The sequence below is a fragment of the Achromobacter sp. genome (genome assembly GCF_032113835.1).
GTDB lineage: Bacteria > Pseudomonadota > Gammaproteobacteria > Burkholderiales > Burkholderiaceae_B > Achromobacter.
In genome coordinates, this window is sequence record NZ_DAMCTG010000092.1 from 1 (window position 1) to 20,062 (window position 20,062).

21 protein-coding genes are annotated in these 20,062 nt (G+C 67.1%); 13 read left to right on the forward strand and 8 right to left on the reverse strand.

Going from position 1 to position 20,062, the window contains the following annotated elements; translation table 11 throughout:
* From nusB to RT697_RS22990, 4 genes are all read left to right on the forward strand, one after another.
* A partial coding sequence (nusB, locus tag RT697_RS22975) for a transcription antitermination factor NusB (protein WP_313701995.1) occupies window positions 1–383 on the forward strand: 383 nt, incomplete at its 5' end.
* Window positions 384–571: 188 nt separating this feature from the next.
* Complete coding sequence (thiL, locus tag RT697_RS22980; RefSeq protein WP_313701997.1) at window positions 572–1,537, forward strand: thiamine-phosphate kinase; 966 nt, start codon at window positions 572–574, stop codon at window positions 1,535–1,537.
* A gap of 62 nt (window positions 1,538–1,599) precedes the next feature.
* Window positions 1,600–2,106, forward strand: coding sequence for a phosphatidylglycerophosphatase A (locus RT697_RS22985; RefSeq protein ID WP_313702024.1), 507 nt, complete (start codon window positions 1,600–1,602; stop codon window positions 2,104–2,106).
* Window positions 2,103–2,669 (forward strand): CinA family protein, encoded by a 567-nt coding sequence (locus tag RT697_RS22990; protein ID WP_313701998.1) that lies wholly within the window; start codon window positions 2,103–2,105, stop codon window positions 2,667–2,669. The genes RT697_RS22985 and RT697_RS22990 overlap by 4 nt, the downstream gene beginning before the upstream one ends.
* Window positions 2,670–3,058: 389 nt before the next feature.
* Here RT697_RS22990 and pyrF read toward each other — a convergent pair whose 3' ends face one another.
* The 3 genes from pyrF to RT697_RS23005 are packed head-to-tail and all read right to left on the reverse strand — an operon-like array spanning window position 3,059 to window position 5,650.
* Window positions 3,059–3,877, reverse strand: coding sequence for an orotidine-5'-phosphate decarboxylase (gene pyrF / locus RT697_RS22995; RefSeq protein WP_105240541.1), 819 nt, complete (start codon window positions 3,875–3,877; stop codon window positions 3,059–3,061).
* A gap of 5 nt (window positions 3,878–3,882) precedes the next feature.
* Window positions 3,883–5,202: an NAD(P)/FAD-dependent oxidoreductase gene (locus RT697_RS23000; protein WP_313702000.1), complete on the reverse strand. Its 1,320-nt coding sequence runs from the start codon at window positions 5,200–5,202 to the stop codon at window positions 3,883–3,885.
* Window positions 5,203–5,251: 49 nt separating this feature from the next.
* On the reverse strand, window positions 5,252–5,650 hold the full coding sequence (locus RT697_RS23005) for a diacylglycerol kinase (RefSeq protein ID WP_056325453.1): 399 nt from the start codon (window positions 5,648–5,650) through the stop codon (window positions 5,252–5,254).
* 173 nt (window positions 5,651–5,823) lie between these two features.
* Here RT697_RS23005 and RT697_RS23010 point away from each other — a divergent pair, with 173 nt between their 5' ends.
* The 9 genes from RT697_RS23010 (at window position 5,824) to RT697_RS23050 (ending at window position 15,725) form a co-directional block, all read left to right on the forward strand.
* Window positions 5,824–6,537 (forward strand): FadR/GntR family transcriptional regulator, encoded by a 714-nt coding sequence (locus RT697_RS23010; protein ID WP_105240539.1) that lies wholly within the window; start codon window positions 5,824–5,826, stop codon window positions 6,535–6,537.
* Between the two features lie 139 nt (window positions 6,538–6,676).
* Entirely contained in the window at window positions 6,677–7,651 is a 975-nt protein-coding gene (locus tag RT697_RS23015) for a sialic acid TRAP transporter substrate-binding protein SiaP (protein ID WP_313702001.1), read from the forward strand.
* Between the two features lie 104 nt (window positions 7,652–7,755).
* Window positions 7,756–8,382: a TRAP transporter small permease gene (locus RT697_RS23020; RefSeq protein ID WP_313702002.1), complete on the forward strand. Its 627-nt coding sequence runs from the start codon at window positions 7,756–7,758 to the stop codon at window positions 8,380–8,382.
* A gap of 64 nt (window positions 8,383–8,446) precedes the next feature.
* Window positions 8,447–9,856 (forward strand): TRAP transporter large permease, encoded by a 1,410-nt coding sequence (locus tag RT697_RS23025; RefSeq protein ID WP_175122573.1) that lies wholly within the window; start codon window positions 8,447–8,449, stop codon window positions 9,854–9,856.
* A 12-nt stretch (window positions 9,857–9,868) separates the two neighbouring features.
* Window positions 9,869–10,615, forward strand: coding sequence for an SDR family oxidoreductase (locus RT697_RS23030; RefSeq protein WP_313702004.1), 747 nt, complete (start codon window positions 9,869–9,871; stop codon window positions 10,613–10,615).
* Window positions 10,616–10,645: 30 nt separating this feature from the next.
* Entirely contained in the window at window positions 10,646–11,512 is an 867-nt protein-coding gene (locus tag RT697_RS23035) for a fumarylacetoacetate hydrolase family protein (protein ID WP_313702006.1), read from the forward strand.
* Between the two features lie 31 nt (window positions 11,513–11,543).
* Window positions 11,544–13,079 (forward strand): altronate dehydratase family protein, encoded by a 1,536-nt coding sequence (locus RT697_RS23040; RefSeq protein ID WP_313702008.1) that lies wholly within the window; start codon window positions 11,544–11,546, stop codon window positions 13,077–13,079.
* Between the two features lie 60 nt (window positions 13,080–13,139).
* Window positions 13,140–14,660 (forward strand): mannitol dehydrogenase family protein, encoded by a 1,521-nt coding sequence (locus tag RT697_RS23045; RefSeq protein ID WP_313702010.1) that lies wholly within the window; start codon window positions 13,140–13,142, stop codon window positions 14,658–14,660.
* 9 nt (window positions 14,661–14,669) lie between these two features.
* Entirely contained in the window at window positions 14,670–15,725 is a 1,056-nt protein-coding gene (locus RT697_RS23050) for an Ldh family oxidoreductase (protein WP_313702012.1), read from the forward strand.
* An 11-nt stretch (window positions 15,726–15,736) separates the two neighbouring features.
* On the opposite strand, the gene RT697_RS23055 is transcribed toward RT697_RS23050, so the two are convergent.
* The 5 genes from RT697_RS23055 to RT697_RS23075 all read right to left on the reverse strand — a co-directional run.
* Window positions 15,737–16,447, reverse strand: coding sequence for an ABC transporter ATP-binding protein (locus RT697_RS23055; protein ID WP_313702014.1), 711 nt, complete (start codon window positions 16,445–16,447; stop codon window positions 15,737–15,739).
* Window positions 16,444–17,211, reverse strand: coding sequence for an ABC transporter ATP-binding protein (locus RT697_RS23060; protein WP_313702016.1), 768 nt, complete (start codon window positions 17,209–17,211; stop codon window positions 16,444–16,446). Before RT697_RS23060 ends, RT697_RS23055 begins: the two co-directional genes overlap by 4 nt.
* Window positions 17,208–18,191 (reverse strand): branched-chain amino acid ABC transporter permease, encoded by a 984-nt coding sequence (locus RT697_RS23065; protein ID WP_313702018.1) that lies wholly within the window; start codon window positions 18,189–18,191, stop codon window positions 17,208–17,210. Before RT697_RS23065 ends, RT697_RS23060 begins: the two co-directional genes overlap by 4 nt.
* Window positions 18,192–18,204: 13 nt before the next feature.
* Window positions 18,205–19,125 carry a branched-chain amino acid ABC transporter permease gene (locus RT697_RS23070; protein ID WP_313702020.1) on the reverse strand — a complete coding sequence of 307 codons (921 nt, stop codon included), beginning with the start codon at window positions 19,123–19,125 and terminating at the stop codon, window positions 18,205–18,207.
* 40 nt (window positions 19,126–19,165) lie between these two features.
* The coding region (locus RT697_RS23075; RefSeq protein WP_313702022.1) for an ABC transporter substrate-binding protein at window positions 19,166–20,062 on the reverse strand (897 nt) is incomplete at its 5' end.

Here is a 20,062-nt window from a genome sequence, read left to right on the forward strand (position 1 = left end):
GCGAAGGCACGCAGGACGCCGGCGAGATCGACGCCCATCTGCGCGACACCGAGGACTTCTCCGAGGCCGACGCGCAATGGTTCAAAACCTTGCTGCACGGCGTGCTGCGCGAGGCGCCCACGCTGCGCGAACGCTTCACGCCCTACGTCGACCGCCCGCTGGCCGAGTTGTCGCCCGTTGAGCACGGCATCCTGCTGATCGGCAGCTTCGAATTGATCCATCACGTCGAAGTCCCGTACAAGGTCGCCATCAACGAAGCCGTGGAACTGGCCAAATCGTTTGGCGGCACGGACGGCTTCAAGTTCGTCAACGGCGTGCTGGACAAGCTGGCCGCCGACGTTCGCGCGCACGAGGTCCAGGCCGCGGCGCAACAACGCCGATAGGGGGGCGGAGTCCCCCCCGCAGCGCTACGCGCTTCCAAGGAGGGCCCACCCCCGCAGCGCTTCGCGCTTCCCCCTCAAGGGGGCGCCGCTGCGGACCGGCGGAGCCCGGATCCGCGCGGCCCCGATCTGGGCCGCACGGCGGCCATGCAGACAATGGCGACCATCGGGCGCCGCATAGTGGAGGCGCGGTGGCGTCTGAATTTGATCTGATTGCGCGCTACTTCACGCGTGCCGCGCCGGACGGTTTGCTGGGCGTTGGCGATGACTGTGCGCTGTTTCCTGTTCCTCCCGGCGAGCAGGTGGCCACCAGCACGGATCTGCTGCTGGAAGGCCGGCATTTCTTTCCCGACGTTGATCCCAAAGCGCTGGGCCACAAGGCTCTGGCGGTGAATCTGTCCGACCTCGCGGCCATGGGCGCGCGCCCGATCGGCTGCGTGCTGGGTCTGGCGTTGCCGCGGTTGGACGAGCCGTGGCTGGCCGCTTTTGCTGAAGGTTTCCATGCGCTGGCCGCAGCCCACGGCTGTCCGCTTGTCGGCGGCGACACCACGCGCAGCGCGCACGATCTGGCGATCAGTGTGACGGTGTTTGGCGCGGTGCCGGCCGGGCAGGCGCTGCGCCGCGATGGGGCGCGAGGCGGCGACGATATCTGGGTGTCTGGTGAGCTGGGCGCGGCCGACGTGGCTTACCGGCTGCTGGACGGGCAATACCCCTCAGATGCCGCGCTGCTGGCCGCCACGCGCGCCGCGCTGGAGTGGCCCGAGCCGCAAGTGGCGCTGGGCCTCGCGCTTCGCGGCATCGCGAATTCGGCCATCGACCTCTCCGACGGCCTGCTGCAGGATTTGGGCCACATCCTGGCCGCCAGCCGCGCGGGCGCCTGCCTGCGGTTTGCGGACCTCCCGATGGCGCCCGCGTTGGCCGGCCTGGATGCCGAGCCGCTGCGCCGCGCCCTGCTGGGCGGGGGCGATGTCTATCAACTGTGTTTCACCGCGCCACCCGCCCGGCGCGAAGCCGTGCTGGCGGCCGCCGCATCGGCCGGCGCCCGCGTGACCCGCGTGGGCGAGATCCTGCCGCAGTCCGGCGTGTCCGTCCTGGACGCGCATGGCCAACCGCTGGCTGATCTGCCTGCGGGCTTCGATCATTTTCCCGCGGACTGATCCGCGGCCTTCCGTTTGCAGACTCGACATCCATGTCTTCCACCGATAAGCACTCCACCTCCATGCGCGACCGCAGCCGCGCCGCGTACCCGGCGCTGTCCTGGGTCTGCCGCGATCCCGGCCGTCTGATTGCGTTCGGCCTTGGCAGCGGGCTGATCCGCCCGGCGTCGGGCACGTGGGGCACGCTGCTTGCTTGGGGCATCTGGGTGGCGGCGGCGCCTGCGGCGTCGGACCTGGCCATCGGCGTGTTTCTGGCCCTGGCGTTTCTGTACGGATGCTGGGCCTGCCATCGCGTCGGCCGAGAACTCCAGCAGCCGGATCATGTCGGAATGGTCTGGGATGAGATGGTGGCGTTCTGGCTGGTGCTGTGGCTGACGCCGGCCGGATTGCTGTCGCAGGCGCTGGCGTTCGTGCTGTTCCGCACGTTCGACATCGTCAAGCCGCCACCCATCAAGTTCTTCGACGCCCATATCAAGGGCGGTTTCGGAGTCATGTGGGACGATATCGTGGCTGCCGGCTACGCCTTGCTGGTGATGGCGCTGGTGGCCCGCACAGGAGTCTTGGGATGAACGAACAGCTTGAAGGCGCGCGGACCAACCTGTCGGCCGCGCAGTTGTCGGAAGCGACGATACTCGGCCTGTCCGAACGATTGGGCGACGTGCTGCGGCAGCAGGGGTGGATGCTGGGCACCGCCGAATCCTGCACCGGCGGCCTGCTGGCCGGGGCCGTCACCGCGGTGGCCGGTTCCAGCGAATGGTTCGAGCGCGGCTTCGTCACTTACAGCAACGACGCCAAGGTTACCGAGCTGGAGGTGTCGCCAGAGACGCTGCATCACTTTGGCGCAGTCAGCGAACCCGTCGCGCTGGAAATGGCCAACGGCGTGCTGCTGGCCGTGCCCAATGCGCATGTGGCCATGTCGACGACAGGCATCGCCGGGCCGGGCGGCGCCACGCCAGGCAAGCCGGTGGGCATGGTGTGCTTCGGCTTTGCCATGCGCGTGGGCGACGGCATCAGCAGCCGCGCGGTGACGCATGTGTTTACGGGTGACCGCGGGCAGGTGCGCCAGGCCGCGGTGGAGTTCGCGCTGCGGGCCGTGCTGGAATTTGCGGGTGTGCCGATTAATCGGCGCTGAAACGCTGGCGCTGATATTTGGGGAGATGGCTCGTTTGTCTGAGACCCTGTGAGGACGGCTCGCATCCTGGCCGGTGTCAGACACCCAGGGAGCGGGTCTTCCGCGCGTGACAGCCGTTCAGGGGTGTCAGACACCTGGGTCACAGCGGCGCAGCGAGTGTCAGACACCTGGGTCACAGCGGTGCAGGGAGTGTCTGACAACTGGGCTTCAGCCACCGTGGCCAGCCGCCACTTCCAGGTGTCTGACACCCGCCCGAAGCGACCGCCGAGTTGGTCAGGCGCCGCGAGGGTGTCTGACACCGTGCCAAGCTCTAAGACCGCTCAAAATAAAAAAGGCCGCTGCACCGTGCGTTTACGCACCGTGCAGCGGCTTTTGCCGCTTTTGACGAATCAGCGGACCGCGTTGATCGCGTCGCGCAGGCCCTTGGCGGCTTCGCCTGCGGCCTCGCGCCAGTCGTCGCCGCCGCTGGCGTAGATGATGGCGCGCGATGAGTTGATCATCATGCCGTTGCGCGCCGCGTTGGCGCCGGCGTTCACCGTGGCGGTGATGTCGCCGCCCTGGGCGCCGATGCCCGGCACCAGCAGGGGCAGGGCGTCGCCGATGCGCTGGCGCACGGCGGCCAGTTCGTTCGGGAACGTGGCGCCCACCACCAGGCCGCATTGGCCGTTGGCATTCCACTTGTCGGCCACCAGCCCCGCGACGTGCAGATACAGGGGTTCGCCGTTATCCATCTTCAGGAATTGCAGGTCCGAGCCGCCGGGATTGGACGTGCGGCACAGGACGATCACGCCGCGGTCGCGCCACGCCAGATAGGGCTCGACCGAGTCCAGGCCCATGTACGGGCTGACGGTGAGCGCGTGCGCCTGGTAGCGTTCGTAGGCTTCGCGGGCGTAGTTTTCGGCGGTGGAGCCGATGTCGCCGCGCTTGGCGTCCAGCACGATGGGCAGGTCGGGGTGCTTGTCGCGGATGTGCTGGCACAGCGCTTCAAGCTGGTCTTCGGCGCGGTGCGCGGCAAAGTACGCGATCTGCGGCTTGAAGCTGCAGGCGTACGGTGCGGTCGCGTCGACGATGTCGCGGCAGAACTGGAAGATGGCGTCCGGCTTGTCCTGCAATTCGCGCGGAAAGCGCTGCGGGTCGGGATCCAGCCCGACTTGCAGGAGCGAGTTGCTGGTGGTCCAGGCGTGTTCGAGTTTTTGCAGGAAATTCATGGGATTCAGTGCAGTTTGACCCGCGGGCGCGTGCGCCGCATGAGCAGGCGAGCCAGGGCGAGGGAGACGGTACGCGAGGCGCCCAGCACCGCGCGGTGGTGCATCAGGTGCAGGCTCATGTACATCAAGCGCGCCAGTGTACCGCTTACGAACAGTCCCCGTCCGGCGAGCTTGCCCATCAGGCTGCCCACCCCGGCGTCCTGGCCCAGCGACACCAGCGACCCGTGATCCTGGTAGACGTAGGGCTCGGTGGGTTCGGGGTTGTTGCGCAGCCGGGCCGTCAGCTTCTTGGCCAGGTAGTCGGCCTGCTGATGCGCGGCCTGCGCGCGGGCCGGCACGGTGCGGCCGTCGCGCCAGGGCGCCGCGCAGCAATCGCCCAGCGCCACGATGTGCGGATCGGGCGTTTCGAGCCGCTCGTTGACTTCGATCTGCCCCAGCTTGTTCAGCGGCAATCCCAGGTCGGCCAAGAGAGCCGGACCCTTGATGCCCGCGGCCCACATGCACAACTGCGCCGGAAACTCGCGGCCATCAGCGGTGCGCACGGTGTTGTCCGTGACTTCGGACACGCGGCATGAGGTCTCGACGCGGATGCCCAATTCGGTCAGGCGCCTGGTCGCCGCCACCGAAATCTTTTCAGGCAGAGCGGACAAAATGCGCGGCGCGCCTTCGACCAGCGTGATCGCCAGATCGCGGTCTGCGCGGAAGTTCGGCAGGCCGTAGGCGCTGACGACATGGCTGGCCTCGGTCAGTTCCACCGCCAGTTCCACGCCGGTGGCGCCGCCGCCGACGATCACCAGATCCAGCCGCGCGGAAGGATCGCGCACCTTGGCCTGATCGACCAGTGCCATGGCCTTGAGCATGGTCAGGCGGAATTGCTCGGCGTTTTCGGTGGTGTCCAGCGTGACCGCATGGTCGGCCGCGCCCGGCGTGTTGAAAAAGTTGGAGGTGCTGCCCAGCGCCAGCACCAGCGTGTCGTACGCCAGTTCGCGGCGCGGCAGGACTTCCTGGCCTTGGGCGTCGTTCACGGCGTCGACCGTGATCATCCGGCGTTCGCGGTCGACGCTTTCAAGGCGGCCCTGGGCGAACGAGAAACCGTCCAGGTGGGCCAGCATCAGGTAGGAAAGACCTTCCTGGTGGATGTCCAGCGTGCCCGCCGCGGCTTCATGCAGCGAAGGCTTCCAGATATGGAAAGGGCGGCTGTCGACCAGGGTGATGTGTTGACGGCCGTGTGTACGGCCCAGTTTGGCGGCCAGTTCGAGGCCGCCTGCGCCACCGCCGACGATGACGATGCGCTTGGAGGGTGCTGACGTCGATTGAGGCATCATGGCTCCCAGTATAAATAGAGTCGCATCCCCGTCGCGGTGCGAACCCGTGTCAATGCATGACGAAACGGCTGATGGCCACCCCCACCCAGACCGTTCCGGCAAATATAAGCAGCAGCATCACCGCCGCGCTGCCCAGGTCTTTGGCCCGCCCCAGAAGGGGATGGCGTTCGACGGACAGCGCATCGGCAAGCGCTTCGATGGCGGAATTGAGCAGTTCCGCCGCCAGCACCATGACCACCACGCCCACCAGGAAGAACACTTCGACCGTGGTGCGGCCCAGAAAGAACGCCGCCGGAATCATCAGCACGGCCAGGGCCAGTTCCTGCCGGAAGGCCGCCTCGTATTTGACGGCCGCCTTCAGGCCCTGCCAGGAATAGCGCAGCGCATTGAGGATGCGGCGCGCGCCACCGGTGCTCTTGAAGGGCGAGTGTTGCGGATCGTGGGTCATGGAATCGGAAGAAAGCCGTGGTGGCGGCTTTTTAACAGATAAGGATTGCCCGCGTGACACATCGCGCGCCTATGGGCAAACCCTAATTGTGACCCAACGGCAGCAGGCGCAGGATTCTGGTCAATTGGTAAGGCCACTTTACCGTTTCGTCCTGTCATCGAGCTGTCTTCTTCATGCCGATTCAGACCATCGAACCTCGCCGCCTGTATCGCCAGATCGCCGATCAGCTTCGCCTGCTGATCGAGGCCGGCGAGTTTCCGGCCGGTGCGCGCCTGCCGCCCGAGCGCGATCTGGCGCTGAAGCTGGGCGTGTCGCGGCCGTCGGTGCGCGAGGCGTTGATCGCGCTTGAGGTCGAAGGCTGGGTGGAAGTGCGCATGGGCTCCGGCGTGTACGTCCAAAGCCCGGGCGGCGCGCCGCGCGCCAGCCTGACCGCCGAAAGCCCCCTTGAAACCATCCGCGCCCGCCGCACCATCGAAAGCGAACTGGCCGCGCAGGCCGCGCTGAACCCGGTGCCCGCGCTGGTGGAAGGCCTGCGCGAAGCCGTCGACGCCATGGAAGACGAGGCGCGGGCCGGCAGTGTGCCCATCCGCGGGGACCGGCTGTTTCACCTGCGCGTGGCCGAAATGGCCAACAACGCCGTGCTGGTGCGCGTCGTGGGAGAACTCTTCGACGAACGCCACAACCCGCTCTCCGTGAAGCTGGGCGATTACTTCGAGAATTCCGACAGCTGGGCCGTCGCCATCACCGAACACCGCCGCGTCATCGACGCGATTGCGGCCGGTGACGAACAGGGCGCGCGGGCCGCCATGCGTGACCATCTTTCCTGCTCGTACGACCGCCTGATGGCCAGTTGGCCCGGCGCGGCCGAAGCGTTGCGCGCTGAATAGCAATAGCGGCCGGCGTCCGTGACGGGCGCCGGCGGCGGATCGCAGTCGCAGTACGTAGGTGCAGCTCCAGTAGGTGAACTCCATATGTAAAACATGACGCGAGGCCGCCGAGCCCGCCACCTCAAAGAGAGGAGACAACATGAAGCCGAGCAACGCTATCAAAGTGCTGTTTGCCGCCGTCGCGCTAGCCGTCAGCGGCTCCGCACTGGCGCAGACCAAACTGAAGTGGGCGCACGTGTACGAGACTTCCGAACCGTTCCATACCTCGTCGGTGTGGGCCGCCCAGGAAATCGAAAAGCGCACCAACGGCCGCTATCACATCGATGTCTATCCGGCCTCGCAACTGGGCAAGGAAAACGACATCAACCAGGGCCTGACGCTCGGCACGGTGGACATGATCATTTCCGGGTCCAGCTTCGCGGCCAAGAGTTTTCCGCGCATCGGCGTCACGTACTATCCCTACACCTTCCGCAGCCCCGAGCACCTGATCGCCTACACCAAGAGCGACATCTACAAGGAACTCACGCGCGGTTACGACGAAAAGAGCGGCAACCACATCGTCGCGACCACGTATTACGGCACGCGCCAGACGACGTCCAACAAGCCGTTCACCAAGTGCAGCGAGATGAAGGGCCTGAAGATCCGCGTGCCGGACGTGGCCGCTTACCTGGCGATGCCGCGCGCCTGTGGCGCCAACACCGCGCCCATCGCGTTTGCCGAGGTCTACCTGGCCCTGCAGAACGGCACGGTCGAGGCCCAGGAAAATCCGCTGACCACCATCGAGGCCAAGAAGTTCTACGAGGTGCAGAAGAACATCATCCTCACGGGCCACATCGTGGATCACCTGAACACCGTGATCTCCGGCAAGCTCTGGAAGAGCCTGTCGGACGAGGACAAGAAGATCTTTGCCGAGGTCGCGCAACAGGCCGCGGAAAAGGCGTCGGCCGAAGTTGCCGCGTCCGAGAAAAAGATGGTCGACGTGTTCAAGCAGCGCGGCCTGACGGTGGCCGAGGTCAACATCGAGGACTTCCGCACCACCGTGCTGGAGAAGGTGCCGTTCAAGCAGTACGGCTACGAGAAGTCGGACTGGGAAAAGATCCAGGCGGTGAAGTGAACAACGGCGGGCGGGCCGCCGCCGCGGCCCGCTGCGCCTGAACGCGTCGTCTGACCCGATCGTCCGACCCGATAGCCTGACCGATCCCGCACGAGGGGAACTCCATGCACTCCAACGCGAAGGCCGCGCCGATGGCGGCCGTCAGCCATCCGCCTGACCAGCCGTCCGGCCCGCATCATGTCTCCTCGGTGGACGAAATCGTCCAGAGTTTCGAGGAAGCCGATCACCACGAAGTCAGCCTGGCGGGCTACCAGCCGGAAGACTGGATCTGCCTGGCGATGTTCTGGGCGATGGCGCTGCTGGTCTTCCTGCAGTTCTTTTCGCGCTACGTGCTGAACGACTCGTACGCCTGGACCGAAGAGCTGGCGGTGTACTGCCTGATCGGCGTGGTGTTCCTGGGGTCGGCGATGTGCGTGCGCGCGTGCCGCCATATCCAGGTGGACTTTCTTTACCGCTATCTGCCCAAGCCCGCGGGCCGCGTGCTGTCCACGCTGATCGACATCCTGCGCACCGCCTTCTTCGGCTATGCCGTGTGGCTGACGTATCGCTACATCGTGCTGGTGGGCGACGAGCCCATGACGACGCTGTTCTGGAACAAGGCCTTCGTGTACTGGGTGGCGCTGGCCGGGTTCGCGATGATGTTCCTGCGGTCGCTGCAGGTGTCTTTGCAGAACTGGCGGCAGGGGTATTCGATCCTGGAGAATCCCGCGGCCTATGAGTCGCTGGATTGAAGCGCTGTACTGAATCGCTGGACAGAACCTCCCCCAATTCGCAGTGCCTTGCCAGGAGCGATACATGGGCACCCTGATAGGAAGCTTTCTGCTGTTGATGATCATGGGACTGCCGGTGGCGGTGTCCATGGCAGGCGCGTCCCTGCTGTTCATCCTGATCTCCGGCAGCGTGCCGGACGTCGTCATTGCCCAACGCATGATCGCGGGCGTCGAGTCGTTTCCGCTGCTGGCCGTGCCGTTCTTCATTCTGGCCGGCAACCTGATGAACATCGCCGGCATCACGGGCCGCATCTACAACTTCGCCGTGGCGCTGGTGGGTTGGATGCGCGGCGGGCTGGGGCAGGTGAACATCATCGGCTCGGTGGTGTTTGCCGGCATGTCCGGCACCGCGATCGCCGATGCCGCGGGCCTGGGCACCATCGAGATCAAGGCCATGAAGGACCACGGCTACCAGACCGAGTTCGCCGTCGGGGTGACGGCCGCGTCGGCCACGCTCGGTCCCATCATTCCGCCGTCGCTGCCGTTCGTCATCTACGGCATGATGGCCAACGTGTCGATCGGATCGCTGTTCCTGGCGGGCCTGATTCCCGGCCTGGTGCTGACGATTCTGATGATGCTCACCGTCGCCTACTACGCGCGCCGCAACAACTGGGGCGGCGACGTGGCCTTCAACTGGAAGCGGCTGGGCGGCGCGGGGTTGGAAGTGCTGATCGTGCTGGCGTTCCCCCTGTCGATCTGGCTGATGACGCTGGCGGGCGTGTCGCCCAACATCGCCACCGGCATTTCTTTCGCGGCCTTGCTGCTGCTGGACTGGAAGTTCAACTTCTCGGCCGTCATGGCGCTGATGGCGCCGGTGATTCTGATCGGCGGCATGACGCTGGGCTGGTTCACGCCAACCGAAGCCGCGGTGGCCGCCGTGATCTGGGCGCTGTTCCTGGGGCTGGTGCGCTATCGCTCCATGACGTTCAAGACGCTGGCCAAGGCCTCGTTCGACACCATCGAGACCACCGCATCGGTCCTGTTCATCGTGACGGCCGCATCGGTGTTCGCATGGCTGCTGACCACCACGCAGGCGGCGCAGGCGCTGACGGACGCGATCCTGAGCGTGACGCAGAACAAGTGGGTGTTCCTGCTGATGGCGAACATCCTGATCCTGATCGTGGGTTGCTTCATCGACACCATCGCGGCCATCACCATCCTGGTGCCGATCCTGCTGCCGATCGTACTGAAGCTGGGCATCGACCCGATTCACTTCGGGCTCATCATGACGCTGAACCTGATGATCGGCCTGCTGCATCCGCCCATGGGCATGGTGCTGTTCGTGCTGGCGCGGGTGGCCAAGCTGTCGGTCGAGCGCACCACGATGGCGATCCTGCCGTGGCTGGTGCCGCTGTTCGTGGCCTTGATCGCCATCACCTACGTCCCCCAGATCACCCTGTGGCTGCCCACCGCGATGGGCATGGCCGGCAAATAAGGAACCGCGAACATGTCAGGAAGACTGCAAGGCAAGACCGCCATCGTCACCGCCGCCGGGCAGGGTATCGGCCGCGCCGTGGCAATGGCCTACGCGCAGGAGGGCGCCGACGTGCTGGCCGTGGACCTGAACGGCGCCGCGCTGGAGTCGCTGTCCGGGTGCCGCACACAGGTGCTGGACGTGACCGACGCCCGCGCGGTACGCGCGCTGGCGCAGGACGCGGGCGCGGTCGACGTGCTGTTCAACGGCGCAGGCTTCGTACACGCCGGCACCATCCTGGACTGCGACGAAGACGCCTGGGATTTTTCGTTCAACCTGAACGTGCGGTCGATGTATCTGCTGATCCGCGCCTGCCTGCCGGCCATGCTGGCGCGCGGCGCGGGGTCGATCGTGAACATGGCGTCGGTGGCGGGCAGCATCAAAGGCGCGCCTAATCGTTGCGCTTACGGGGCCACCAAGGCGGCCGTCATCGGCCTGACCAAGGCGGTCGCCGCCGACTACGTTGGGCAAGGCATCCGCTGCAACGCGATCTGCCCGGGCACGGTCGAGTCGCCGTCCTTGCGCCAACGCATCGACGCGCAGGCGCTGGCAAGCGGGCAGCCGGTCGCGGCGGTCGAGGCCGCCTTCACCGCGCGCCAGCCGATGGGCCGCATCGGCCGTGCCGAAGAGATCGCCGCGCTGGCGGTGTATCTTGCCAGCGACGAATCCGCCTTCACCACCGGCACCGCCCAAGTCATCGACGGCGGCTGGTCCAACTGACTCTTCTTTTCCAGCAACAAGGAAACCGCTATGAAACTGATGCGATATGGCGCCAAGGGCGCAGAAAAGCCCGCGCTGATCGACGCCGACGGCCAGGTCCGCGACCTGTCTTCCATCATTGCCGACATCACCGCCCAGACGCTCGTGCGTGCCAAGCTGGCGGAACTGCGCGCGCTGGACCCGGCGTCGCTGCCGCTGGTGGCGCAACCGGGCCGCGTGGCGCCGCCCTGGAGCGGCATGGGCAAGTTCATCTGCATCGGCCTGAACTATGCGGATCACGCCGCCGAGTCCGGACTGCCGGTGCCGGCCGAACCCGTCATCTTCATGAAGACGACGTCCGCCGTGGTGGGCTGCAACGACCCGGTCGTGCTGCCGCGGGAATCGGTCAAGACCGACTGGGAGGTCGAGCTGGGCGTGGTGATCGGCGAGAAGGCCCGCTACGTCAGCGAGGCGGACGCCATGAAGCACGTGGCCGGCTACTGCGTGGTCAATGATGTGTCCGAGCGCGAATACCAGATCGAACGCGGCGGCACCTGGGACAAGGGCAAGGGCTGCGACACCTTTGGCCCGATCGGCCCGTGGCTGGCGACCGCCGATGAAGTGCCGAATCCGCAGGACCTGGAGATGTGGCTCGAAGTGAATGGCAAGCGCTATCAGAACGGCAGCACCCGCACCATGGTGTTCGGCGTGGCGCAACTGGTGTCGTACGTCAGCCGCTTCATGACGCTGTATCCGGGGGACCTCATCAGCACCGGCACCCCGCCTGGCGTGGGCATGGGCCAGAAGCCCGCGCCCGTCTACCTGAAGGCGGGCGACGAGATGAAACTCGGCATCGCCGGGCTGGGCGAACAGCGCCAGCGCGTCCACGCCTGGGATCCCGCCCTGATCGACGGCTGAGCCCCGCGCCTTCTTGCCTTCCGGAGTCCTCATGTCGCAGACCGATACCGCAGTCATACGCATCCACCCGGCGGACAACGTGGTGATCGCCCGGCGCCAGCTTGTCAGCGGCACGCGGCTGGAAGGCGAGGGCGTGACGGTCGTGGGCTTGGTGCCGCCCGGCCACAAGGTGGCGGTGCGCGCCATCGCGGCCGGCGAGCCGGTGCGTCGCTACAACCAGATCATCGGCGTCGCGCGGCAGGACATCGCGCCCGGCCAGCATGTGCATAGCCAGAATCTGGAGTTCTCGGATTTCGAGCGCGATTACGCGGTCGGGCAGGACGCGCGGCCGACCGACTTCGTGGACGCACCGGCCATGTTCGACGGCATCGTGCGCGCCGACGGCCGCATCGCCACCCGGAACTACATCGGCATCCTGACCAGCGTGAACTGTTCGGCCACGGTGGCGCGCGCCATCGCCGACCACTTCCGGCGCGACATCCGGCCCGAGGCGCTGGCGTCCTGTCCGAACGTGGACGGCGTCGTGGCGCTGACGCACGGGGCGGGCTGCGCCACCGGCAGCGACGGCGAACCGCTGCGGGTGCTGCGGCGCACGCTGGGTGGCTACGCGCGCCATGCCAACTTTGGCGGGCTGATGGTCGTGGGGCTGGGCTGCGAGACCAACCAGATCGGCGGGCTGATGGAACAGGAGCACCTGCGCGAAAGCGGCATGCTGCATACGTTCAACATCCAGGACACGGGCGGCACGCGCAAGACGGTGGCGCGCGGGATCGAACTGGTGGAGCGCATGCTGGAGCAGGCCAATCGCGTCGAGCGCCAGGCCGTACCCGCCAGCCACCTGACCGTGGGCCTGCAGTGCGGCGGGTCGGACGGCTATTCCGGCATCAGCGCCAACCCGGCGCTGGGCGCGGCGGTGGACCTGCTGGTGCGCCACGGCGGCACGGCGATCCTGTCCGAGACGCCCGAGATCTACGGCGGCGAACACCTGCTGACGCGCCGGGCGCAGACGCCCGCCGTGGCGGAAAAACTGCTGGCGCGCGTGCGCTGGTGGGAAGACTACTGTGCCCGCAACGACGCCGAGATGGACAACAACCCCTCGGCTGGCAACAAGGCGGGTGGGCTGACCACCATCCTGGAAAAATCGCTGGGCGCGATAGCCAAGAGCGGCACCACCAACCTCACCGATGTCTACGAGTACGCCGAGCCCGTTCACACCCGCGGGCTGGTCTTCATGGACACCCCGGGCTACGACCCGGTCTCGGCCACCGGGCAGGTAGCCGGGGGCGCCAACCTGATCTGCTTCACCACCGGCCGCGGGTCCGCCTATGGCTGTGCGCCGGCGCCGTCGCTCAAGCTGTCCACCAACACGGCGCTGTGGCAGCGCCAGGCCGACGACATCGACATCAACTGCGGCGAAGTGGTCGACGGCGCGCAAAGCGTGGCGCAGATGGGCGAGCGCATTTTCCAGCTCATGCTGCAGACGGCGTCGGGTCGTCGAACCCGCAGCGAGACGCACGGCTACGGGCAAAATGAATTCGTTCCGTGGCAACTTGGCGCGGTGATGTAGCGAAGACGGCTCGGGGCGTGCTATACCCTGGCGTCGCCCCTTTTAGGCATTGCGCACCCCATGCTTGAACGTCTGAATTCCGAGTCATTGCCGCGTCTGCCCGCCGACGTGGAAAAGCCCAGCTACGACCGCAGCCGGTTGACGCCGGGCATCGTCCATTTGGGTCTGGGCGCTTTTCACCGGGCGCATCAGGCGGTGGTGACTGACCAGGCGATGCAGGCAAGCGGCGACCTGAGCTGGGGCATCCTGGGCGTGTCCTTGCGCCACCCTGCCACGCGCGATGCGCTGACGCCTCAGGACGGCCTGTACACCCTGGCCGTACGCGATGCCGGTCCGGATGGCCAGGACCGCGAACAGTTGCGCATCGTGGGTTCCGTGTTGCGCGTGATGGTGGCCGACGAAGACCCCAACGCGGTCCTGGAACGCATCGCGTACCCGCAGACCCGCATCGTCAGCCTGACCGTGACGGAAAAGGGCTACAGCCACGAACCCTCCACCGGTCACCTGCGCTGGGACGATCCGGACATCCTGCACGACCTCGAAAACCCCATCCGGCCCCGCAGCACCATCGGCATCCTGGTCCACGGCCTGGCCCTGCGCCGAGAGCGCGGCCTGCCACCCATCACGCTGATGTCGTGCGACAACCTGCGCGGCAACGGCGACACGCTGCGCAGCCTGGTGCTGGCGTTTGCGCTGCGGGTGGACGTGACGTTGGCCGACTGGATCGACCGCAACTGCACGTTCCCGAACTCGATGGTGGACCGCATCGTGCCGGCCACCGAAGACCAGGACCGCCGGCGGATTGCCGAGCGCCTTGGCGTCGAGGACGCCTGGCCCGTGCTGGGCGAGCCCTATCTGAACTGGGTGATCGAAGACAAGTTCGCTGCCGGCCGCCCCGCCTGGGACGCGCAGGGCGGCGCAACCTTCGTAAGCAACGCGGCGCCCTATGAACGGCTGAAGCTGCGCATGGTCAGCGGGCCGCATTCGGCGCTGGCCTACCTGGGCGCGGCGCTGGGCCTGCACACCATGGCCGATGCCGCCAATAACCCGGCACTGCGCGCCTTCATCGAGGCCATGATGCGCGAGGAGATCGCGCCCACCCTGCGTGGCATCCCCGAGGCGGGGCTGGTGGAATATCGTTTGCGCTTCCTGGACCGGATCTCCAATCCCGCGCTGCCGCATCCGCTGCCGCAGGTCGCCATGGATGGATCGCAGAAGCTGCCGCAGCGCCTGCTGGACACGATCCGTGACCGCCTGCGCGCCGGCCACGGCATCGATCGCCTGTGCCTGGCGGTGGCCGCGTGGCTGAACTACCTGCGCGGCGAAGACGAGCAGGGCGGCGTCTACGCCATCCAGGATCCGATCGCGGCGCGGCTTGATCGTCTGCTGTCGCGCGCCGAGGTGGCCGCGCATGCCGCCAAGCCGTCGCAGGCGGCGCAGCGGCGCGCAACGGTGCTGGCGCGTTTCAAACCCGTGTTCGGCGACCTGGGCGATTCGGCCACGTTCGTCGAATGCCTGACCAAGCATCTTGAAGCGCTGCGCGAACACGGCGTGCTCCACGCCGTGAAGGCAGCCACCTAGGAGACCCGCATGGACGCCGACAGCCGCGTGACCGCCACCGAATGGGAACGCTGGGCCGAGGCGTGCCTGCTTGCGCAGGATTTTTCCGCCGACGATGCGCGGTGCCTGGCGCAAAGCCTGGCGCAGACCAGCTTGTGGGGCATCGACTCGCACGGCATCGCGCGGCTGCCGCATTACCTGAATCGCGTGGCGCACGGCTCGATCCTGGCCAGGCCCGACGTCCGCATCGCGCGCACGGGGCCGGGCACGGCGCAGGTGCATGGCGGCCGGGGGCAGGGCATCGTGGTGGCGCATCGGGCCAATGGGCTCGCCATCGAGATGGCCCGTGAGGCCGGCGTGGCCGCGGTCGGCGTCAGCGATTCCTCGCACTGCGGGGCGATTGGGCTGTACAGCCGCGCGGCGGCCCGGCAGGGCTTGATCGGCATTGCCTTCACGCACTCGGATTCGATCGCAGCGCCCTATGGCGGGCGTGTAGCCTTTTTCGGCACGAATCCCATCTCGCTGGCCTTTCCGCGCGCGGGCGGAGCGCCGCTGTGCCTGGACATGGCCACGACCGCCATCCCGTGGAACCGCGTCATGAACGCGCGGCGCGATGGCGTGGCATTGCCGTCGGGCGTGGCGCTCGACGGGAACGGCGCGGACTGCTCCGACGCGCAGGCCGCGCGCGCCCTGCGGCCGCTGGGCGGCGAGGAATACGGCTACAAGGGCTACGGCCTTGCGATGATGGTCGAACTGCTGTGCGGACCGCTCAATGGCAATCCGTTCGGCCCGCACATCTCGTCGATGTACGAGGCGCTGGACCAGCCGCGCGAACTTGGCGCGTTCTTCATCGTCATTGATCCGGCGCGCTTTGCCGGGGGCGCGGCGCTGGCGGGCGTGGTGGCGGGGATGGCCGTCGAGCTGTCGCAGGCGCCTGGCGCGCCCCGGATGCCTGGCGATCCGGAGGCGGAGCACGAAAAAGAACGGCAACGGCTCGGCCTGCCTGTGCCGCCCGCGCTCTGGGACGAGATGCAGTTGTGGAGCAGCCGGCTGGGCGTCGCGTTGCCGGCGGCGCGCCAGGCCTAGCCGTCTTCGTTCTACACCCCCAGGTACTGCAACAGCCGCGCCTCGTCGTCCAGGAACTCCTTCGACGTGCCGGTCCACGCCACGCGCCCCTTCTCCACGATGGCGTGGCGGTCGGCGGTGGCGAGCAGCGGCTCCAGGTTCTTGTCGATGCACAGCACGGCCAAACCGGTCTGCTTCAGCGTCTCCAGCGCGGACCAGATTTCTTCGCGCACCACGGGCGCGAGCCCTTCGGTGGCTTCATCCAGAATCAGCAGCCGGGGATTGGTCAGCAACGCGCGGCCGATGGCCAGCATCTGCTGTTCGCCGCCCGACAGGTGACTGCCCAGGTGCTTGGCGCGTTCGGACAGGCGCGGGAACAACCCGTACACGCGTTCCAGCGTCCAGGGCTGCGCAACGCCTTGCCGGTTGTGTGCGGTGGCCACCAGGTTCTCGCGCACCGACAGGTTGGGAAAGACATGCCGGCCTTCGGGCACCAACCCGATGCCGCGCTGCGCCACCTTGTAGGAAGGCAGCCGCCCGATGTCCGCGCCGTCGAAGCTGATGGATCCGCGCGAGGCGGGGTTCAGGCCCATCACCGCCTTGACGGTGGTGGACTTGCCCATGCCGTTGCGTCCCAGCAGCGTCACGAACTCGCCGGGCGCGATGTCCAGGTCGATGCCGAAGAGCGCCTGGCTGGCGCCGTAGTGCGCGGTGACGCTGCGCAGGGAGAGCAGGGCGGTCATGCGCGCGCCTCCCGGGTGCGGCCGCGTTCGCTGCCCAGATAGCATTCACGGACCTGCGGATCGTCGCGGATCTGGTCGGCGGTGCCGCATGCGAGCGCACGGCCGTACACCAGCACGGTGATGCGGTCGGACAGGGCGAAGACGGCCTGCATGTCGTGTTCCACCAGAAGGATCGTGTAGCGGCGGCGCAGCGACAGCAGCAGCCGAGTCATGGCCTCGGATTCGTGCTGGCTCATGCCCGCCATGGGCTCGTCCAGCAGCAGCAGCGACGGTTGGCACGCCAGCACCATGGCCAGTTCAAGCTGGCGCAGTTCGCCGTGGGCAAGTTCGCTGGCCGGCGTGTTTTCGCGCGCGGACAGGCCGGCCAGGGCCAGCGCCTCGCGGGCGGGTTCGGTCAATGCCGGTGTCGACAGCACCGGCCGCCAGAATCGGAAGCTGTGGCCGCGTCGCGCCTGCACCGCCATCGCCACGTTCTCCAGCGCGGTGAACGGTTTGAAGACCGAGGTGATCTGGTACGAGCGCGCCAGGCCGTGGCGCACGCGCTTTTCCACCGGCATGCGCGTGACGTCCTTGCCGTCGAGCAGCACGCGTCCCGCGTCGGGCCGTAGTTCGCCGCTCAGTTGCCCGATCAGCGTGGTCTTGCCGGCGCCGTTGGGACCGATCACGGCGTGCAGCTCGCCGCTTGCCACGTCCAGCGAAAGCTTGTCGGTGACCGTCAGCCCGCCGTAGCGCTTTTCCAGGTTCTCGATGCGCAGGGCGCTCATTGCGGCTCTCCGGTGGGATGGCGCGCCGTCCCGCGCGCGATGCGCCACGGCGTGGCGGACAGGCTGCCATAGACGCCGCGGCGCGAGGCGAGCACCACGCCGACGATCAGCAGGCCCATGACCAGCATCCAGTGCTCGGTGATGAGCTTCAGTCCCTCTTCCAGCAGCAGGAACGCCAGCGCGCCCGCCACCGGACCGAACAGCGTGCCGATGCCGCCCAGCGCCACCATCACGATCAGTTCGCCGGAGGTCGTCCACGCCAGGTACGACGGCGATACGTACATGGTGAGGTTCGCCAGCAGCACACCCGCCACGCCGCAGATGACGGCGGAGATCACATAGGCGGCAAGCCGGTATCGCAGCGTGGGAAAGCCTAATGCGCGCATGCGCCGCTCGTTGGCCTGGCAGCCGCGCAGGGCCATGCCGAACGGCGCGTGGATCAGCCGATGCATCAGCCACAGCACCAGCAGCAGCACGCCGAAGGCCGTGCAATACAGCGCGAGCGGCGTGTCCAGCCGGAACAGGCCGAAGTCGCTGCCGGCAAAGAGCGACATGCCGTCGTCGCCGCCAAAGCCTTCCAGCCCTGTCGCCAGAAAATAGAACATCTGCGCGAAGGCGAGCGTGATCATGATGAACGCGATGCCGTTGGTGCGCATGACCACATATCCGCTGACGATCCCGACGGCCGCGCACGCGCCGATGGCGCCAGCAAGATGCCACCAGCCGCTTTCGATGCCGTAGTGCGACAGCACGCCGACGGAGTATGCGCCAAGGCCCAGATACAGCGCATGGCCGAAGCTCACCATGCCGCCGTAGCCCAGCAGCAGATTGAGCGCCAGCGCCGCAATGCCATAGACCAGCACGCGGCCGAACAGCGCCAGCAGAAACGGCTCGCCCTGCCACTGCGCGTACACGGGCACCAGGGCGAACAACAGCAGCAGCGCGGCGGCGGCCAACGTGCGGGGAGATAACGTGAACATGGCGTCGGCGTCCTTATCCGTGCCTGACGGGAAACAGGCCTTGCGGCCGCATCGCCAGCACCAGCGCCATGACGATGTAGATCAGCATCGACGCGATGGCGGGGCCTGCGGCATTGGCCGCAGCCGGGGGCAGGGCAGCGCGCAGCAGGGTCGGCAGCAGCGCGCGGCCCAGCGTGTCGATCAGCCCGACCATCAGCGCGGCCAGGAAAGCGCCCCGCACCGATCCGATGCCGCCGATCACGATGACGACCAGCGTCAGGATCAGGATGGGTTCGCCCATGCCCGTCTGCGCCGACAGGATGGGGCCGGCCATCAACCCGGCCAGGCCCGCCAACACCGCGCCCAGCACGAAGAGCAGCGTATTCAGGCGCGCGATGTTCACGCCCAGCGCGCCGACCATCATGCGGTCGGTGGAGCCGGCGCGGATCAGCATGCCGAGCCGCGTGCGATGGATCAGCAGGTAACACCCCGCCGCGACCAGCAGCCCGACCACGATGATGAGAAACCGGTACAGCGGATAGGTGACGCCCAGAATGTCGATGGTGCCGGACAGCCAGGACGGCAGCCCCATGCTGATCGGCGCGGGCCCCCACACGATGCGGGTCAGTTCATTGAAGAACAGGATGAAGCCGAACGTGGCCAGCACCTGGTCCAGGTGATCGCGCGGATACAGCCGCGCCAGCGCGATCCGGTCCAGCAGCAGCCCAAGCAGCGCCATGCCCGCGACGACCGCGGCGGCGGCCAGCAAGAACGAGCCGGTGTGGCGGAACACGGTGGCCGCGATGAACGCGCCCATCATGTACAGCGACCCGTGCGCCAGGTTGATGAAATTCATGATGCCGAACACCAGCGTCAGGCCGGCGGCCAGCAGGAACAGCAGGATGCCGAGTTGCAGGCCGTTCAAGGCCTGCACCAGCAGCAGCGTCGTGGACATGGCTACACCCCCTTGCCGGCGCCCCTCGGGGCCGCCCGCTTCACTTCATGACGCACTGGGCGGCGTACTGGTCGGAAACCTTGGACAGGTCGGGGAAGATGGGGCCCTTGTTCACGAACGCGACCTTGCCGTCGGCGTTTTCGGCCACGTCTGCCCGGAAGAATCCGGCCACGGGAAAGTGGTTGGGCTGATAGCGGAACTCGCCGCGCACCGACTGGAAGTCAGCGGCTTCCAGCGCCTTGCGCAACGCGTCCTTGTCGTCGGTCTTGCCGCCGGTCTTCTTGAGCGCGGATCCGATCAGCTGGGCGGCGTCATACGACTGCGCGGCATAGCTGGACGGCTCGCGGCCGTACTTCTGGCGGAATGCGGCCGCGAAGGCCTTGTTGGCGGCGTTGTCCAGGTCGGGCGAATACGGCACGTTGGTGACGGCGCCCAGCGCGTCCTTCTGCAGGGCGGGCAACGTGGCGCCGTCGATGGTGTCGACCGACAACAGCGGGATCTTGCCGAAGAGTCCGGCCTGGCGATACTGCTTGATGAAGTTCACGCCCATGCCGCCGGGAAAGAAGACGTACGCGGCGTCGGGCTTGGCGTCGGCCAGCGCGGCCAGTTCGACCGAGTAGTCGGGCTGGTTGACCTGCGTGAACACTTCGTTGACGACATCGCCTTTGTAGAAGCGTTTGAAGCCGGCCATCGCGTCCTTGCCGGCCTGGTAGTTGGGGGCCAGCAGATAGACCTTCTTGAATCCCATCTGGTTGGCCATTTCGCCGCTGCCTTCGTGGCGCTGGGTGTTGTTCCAGGACGTAGAGAAGAAATACGGCGAACAGTCCTTGCCGGCAAGGTTGGTGGGGCCGGCGTTGGAGCCGACGAGGAAGACGCCGGCGCTGGTCACGGGCCGCACGACGGCGAGCATGACGTTGGAGTACACGACGCCGGTGAT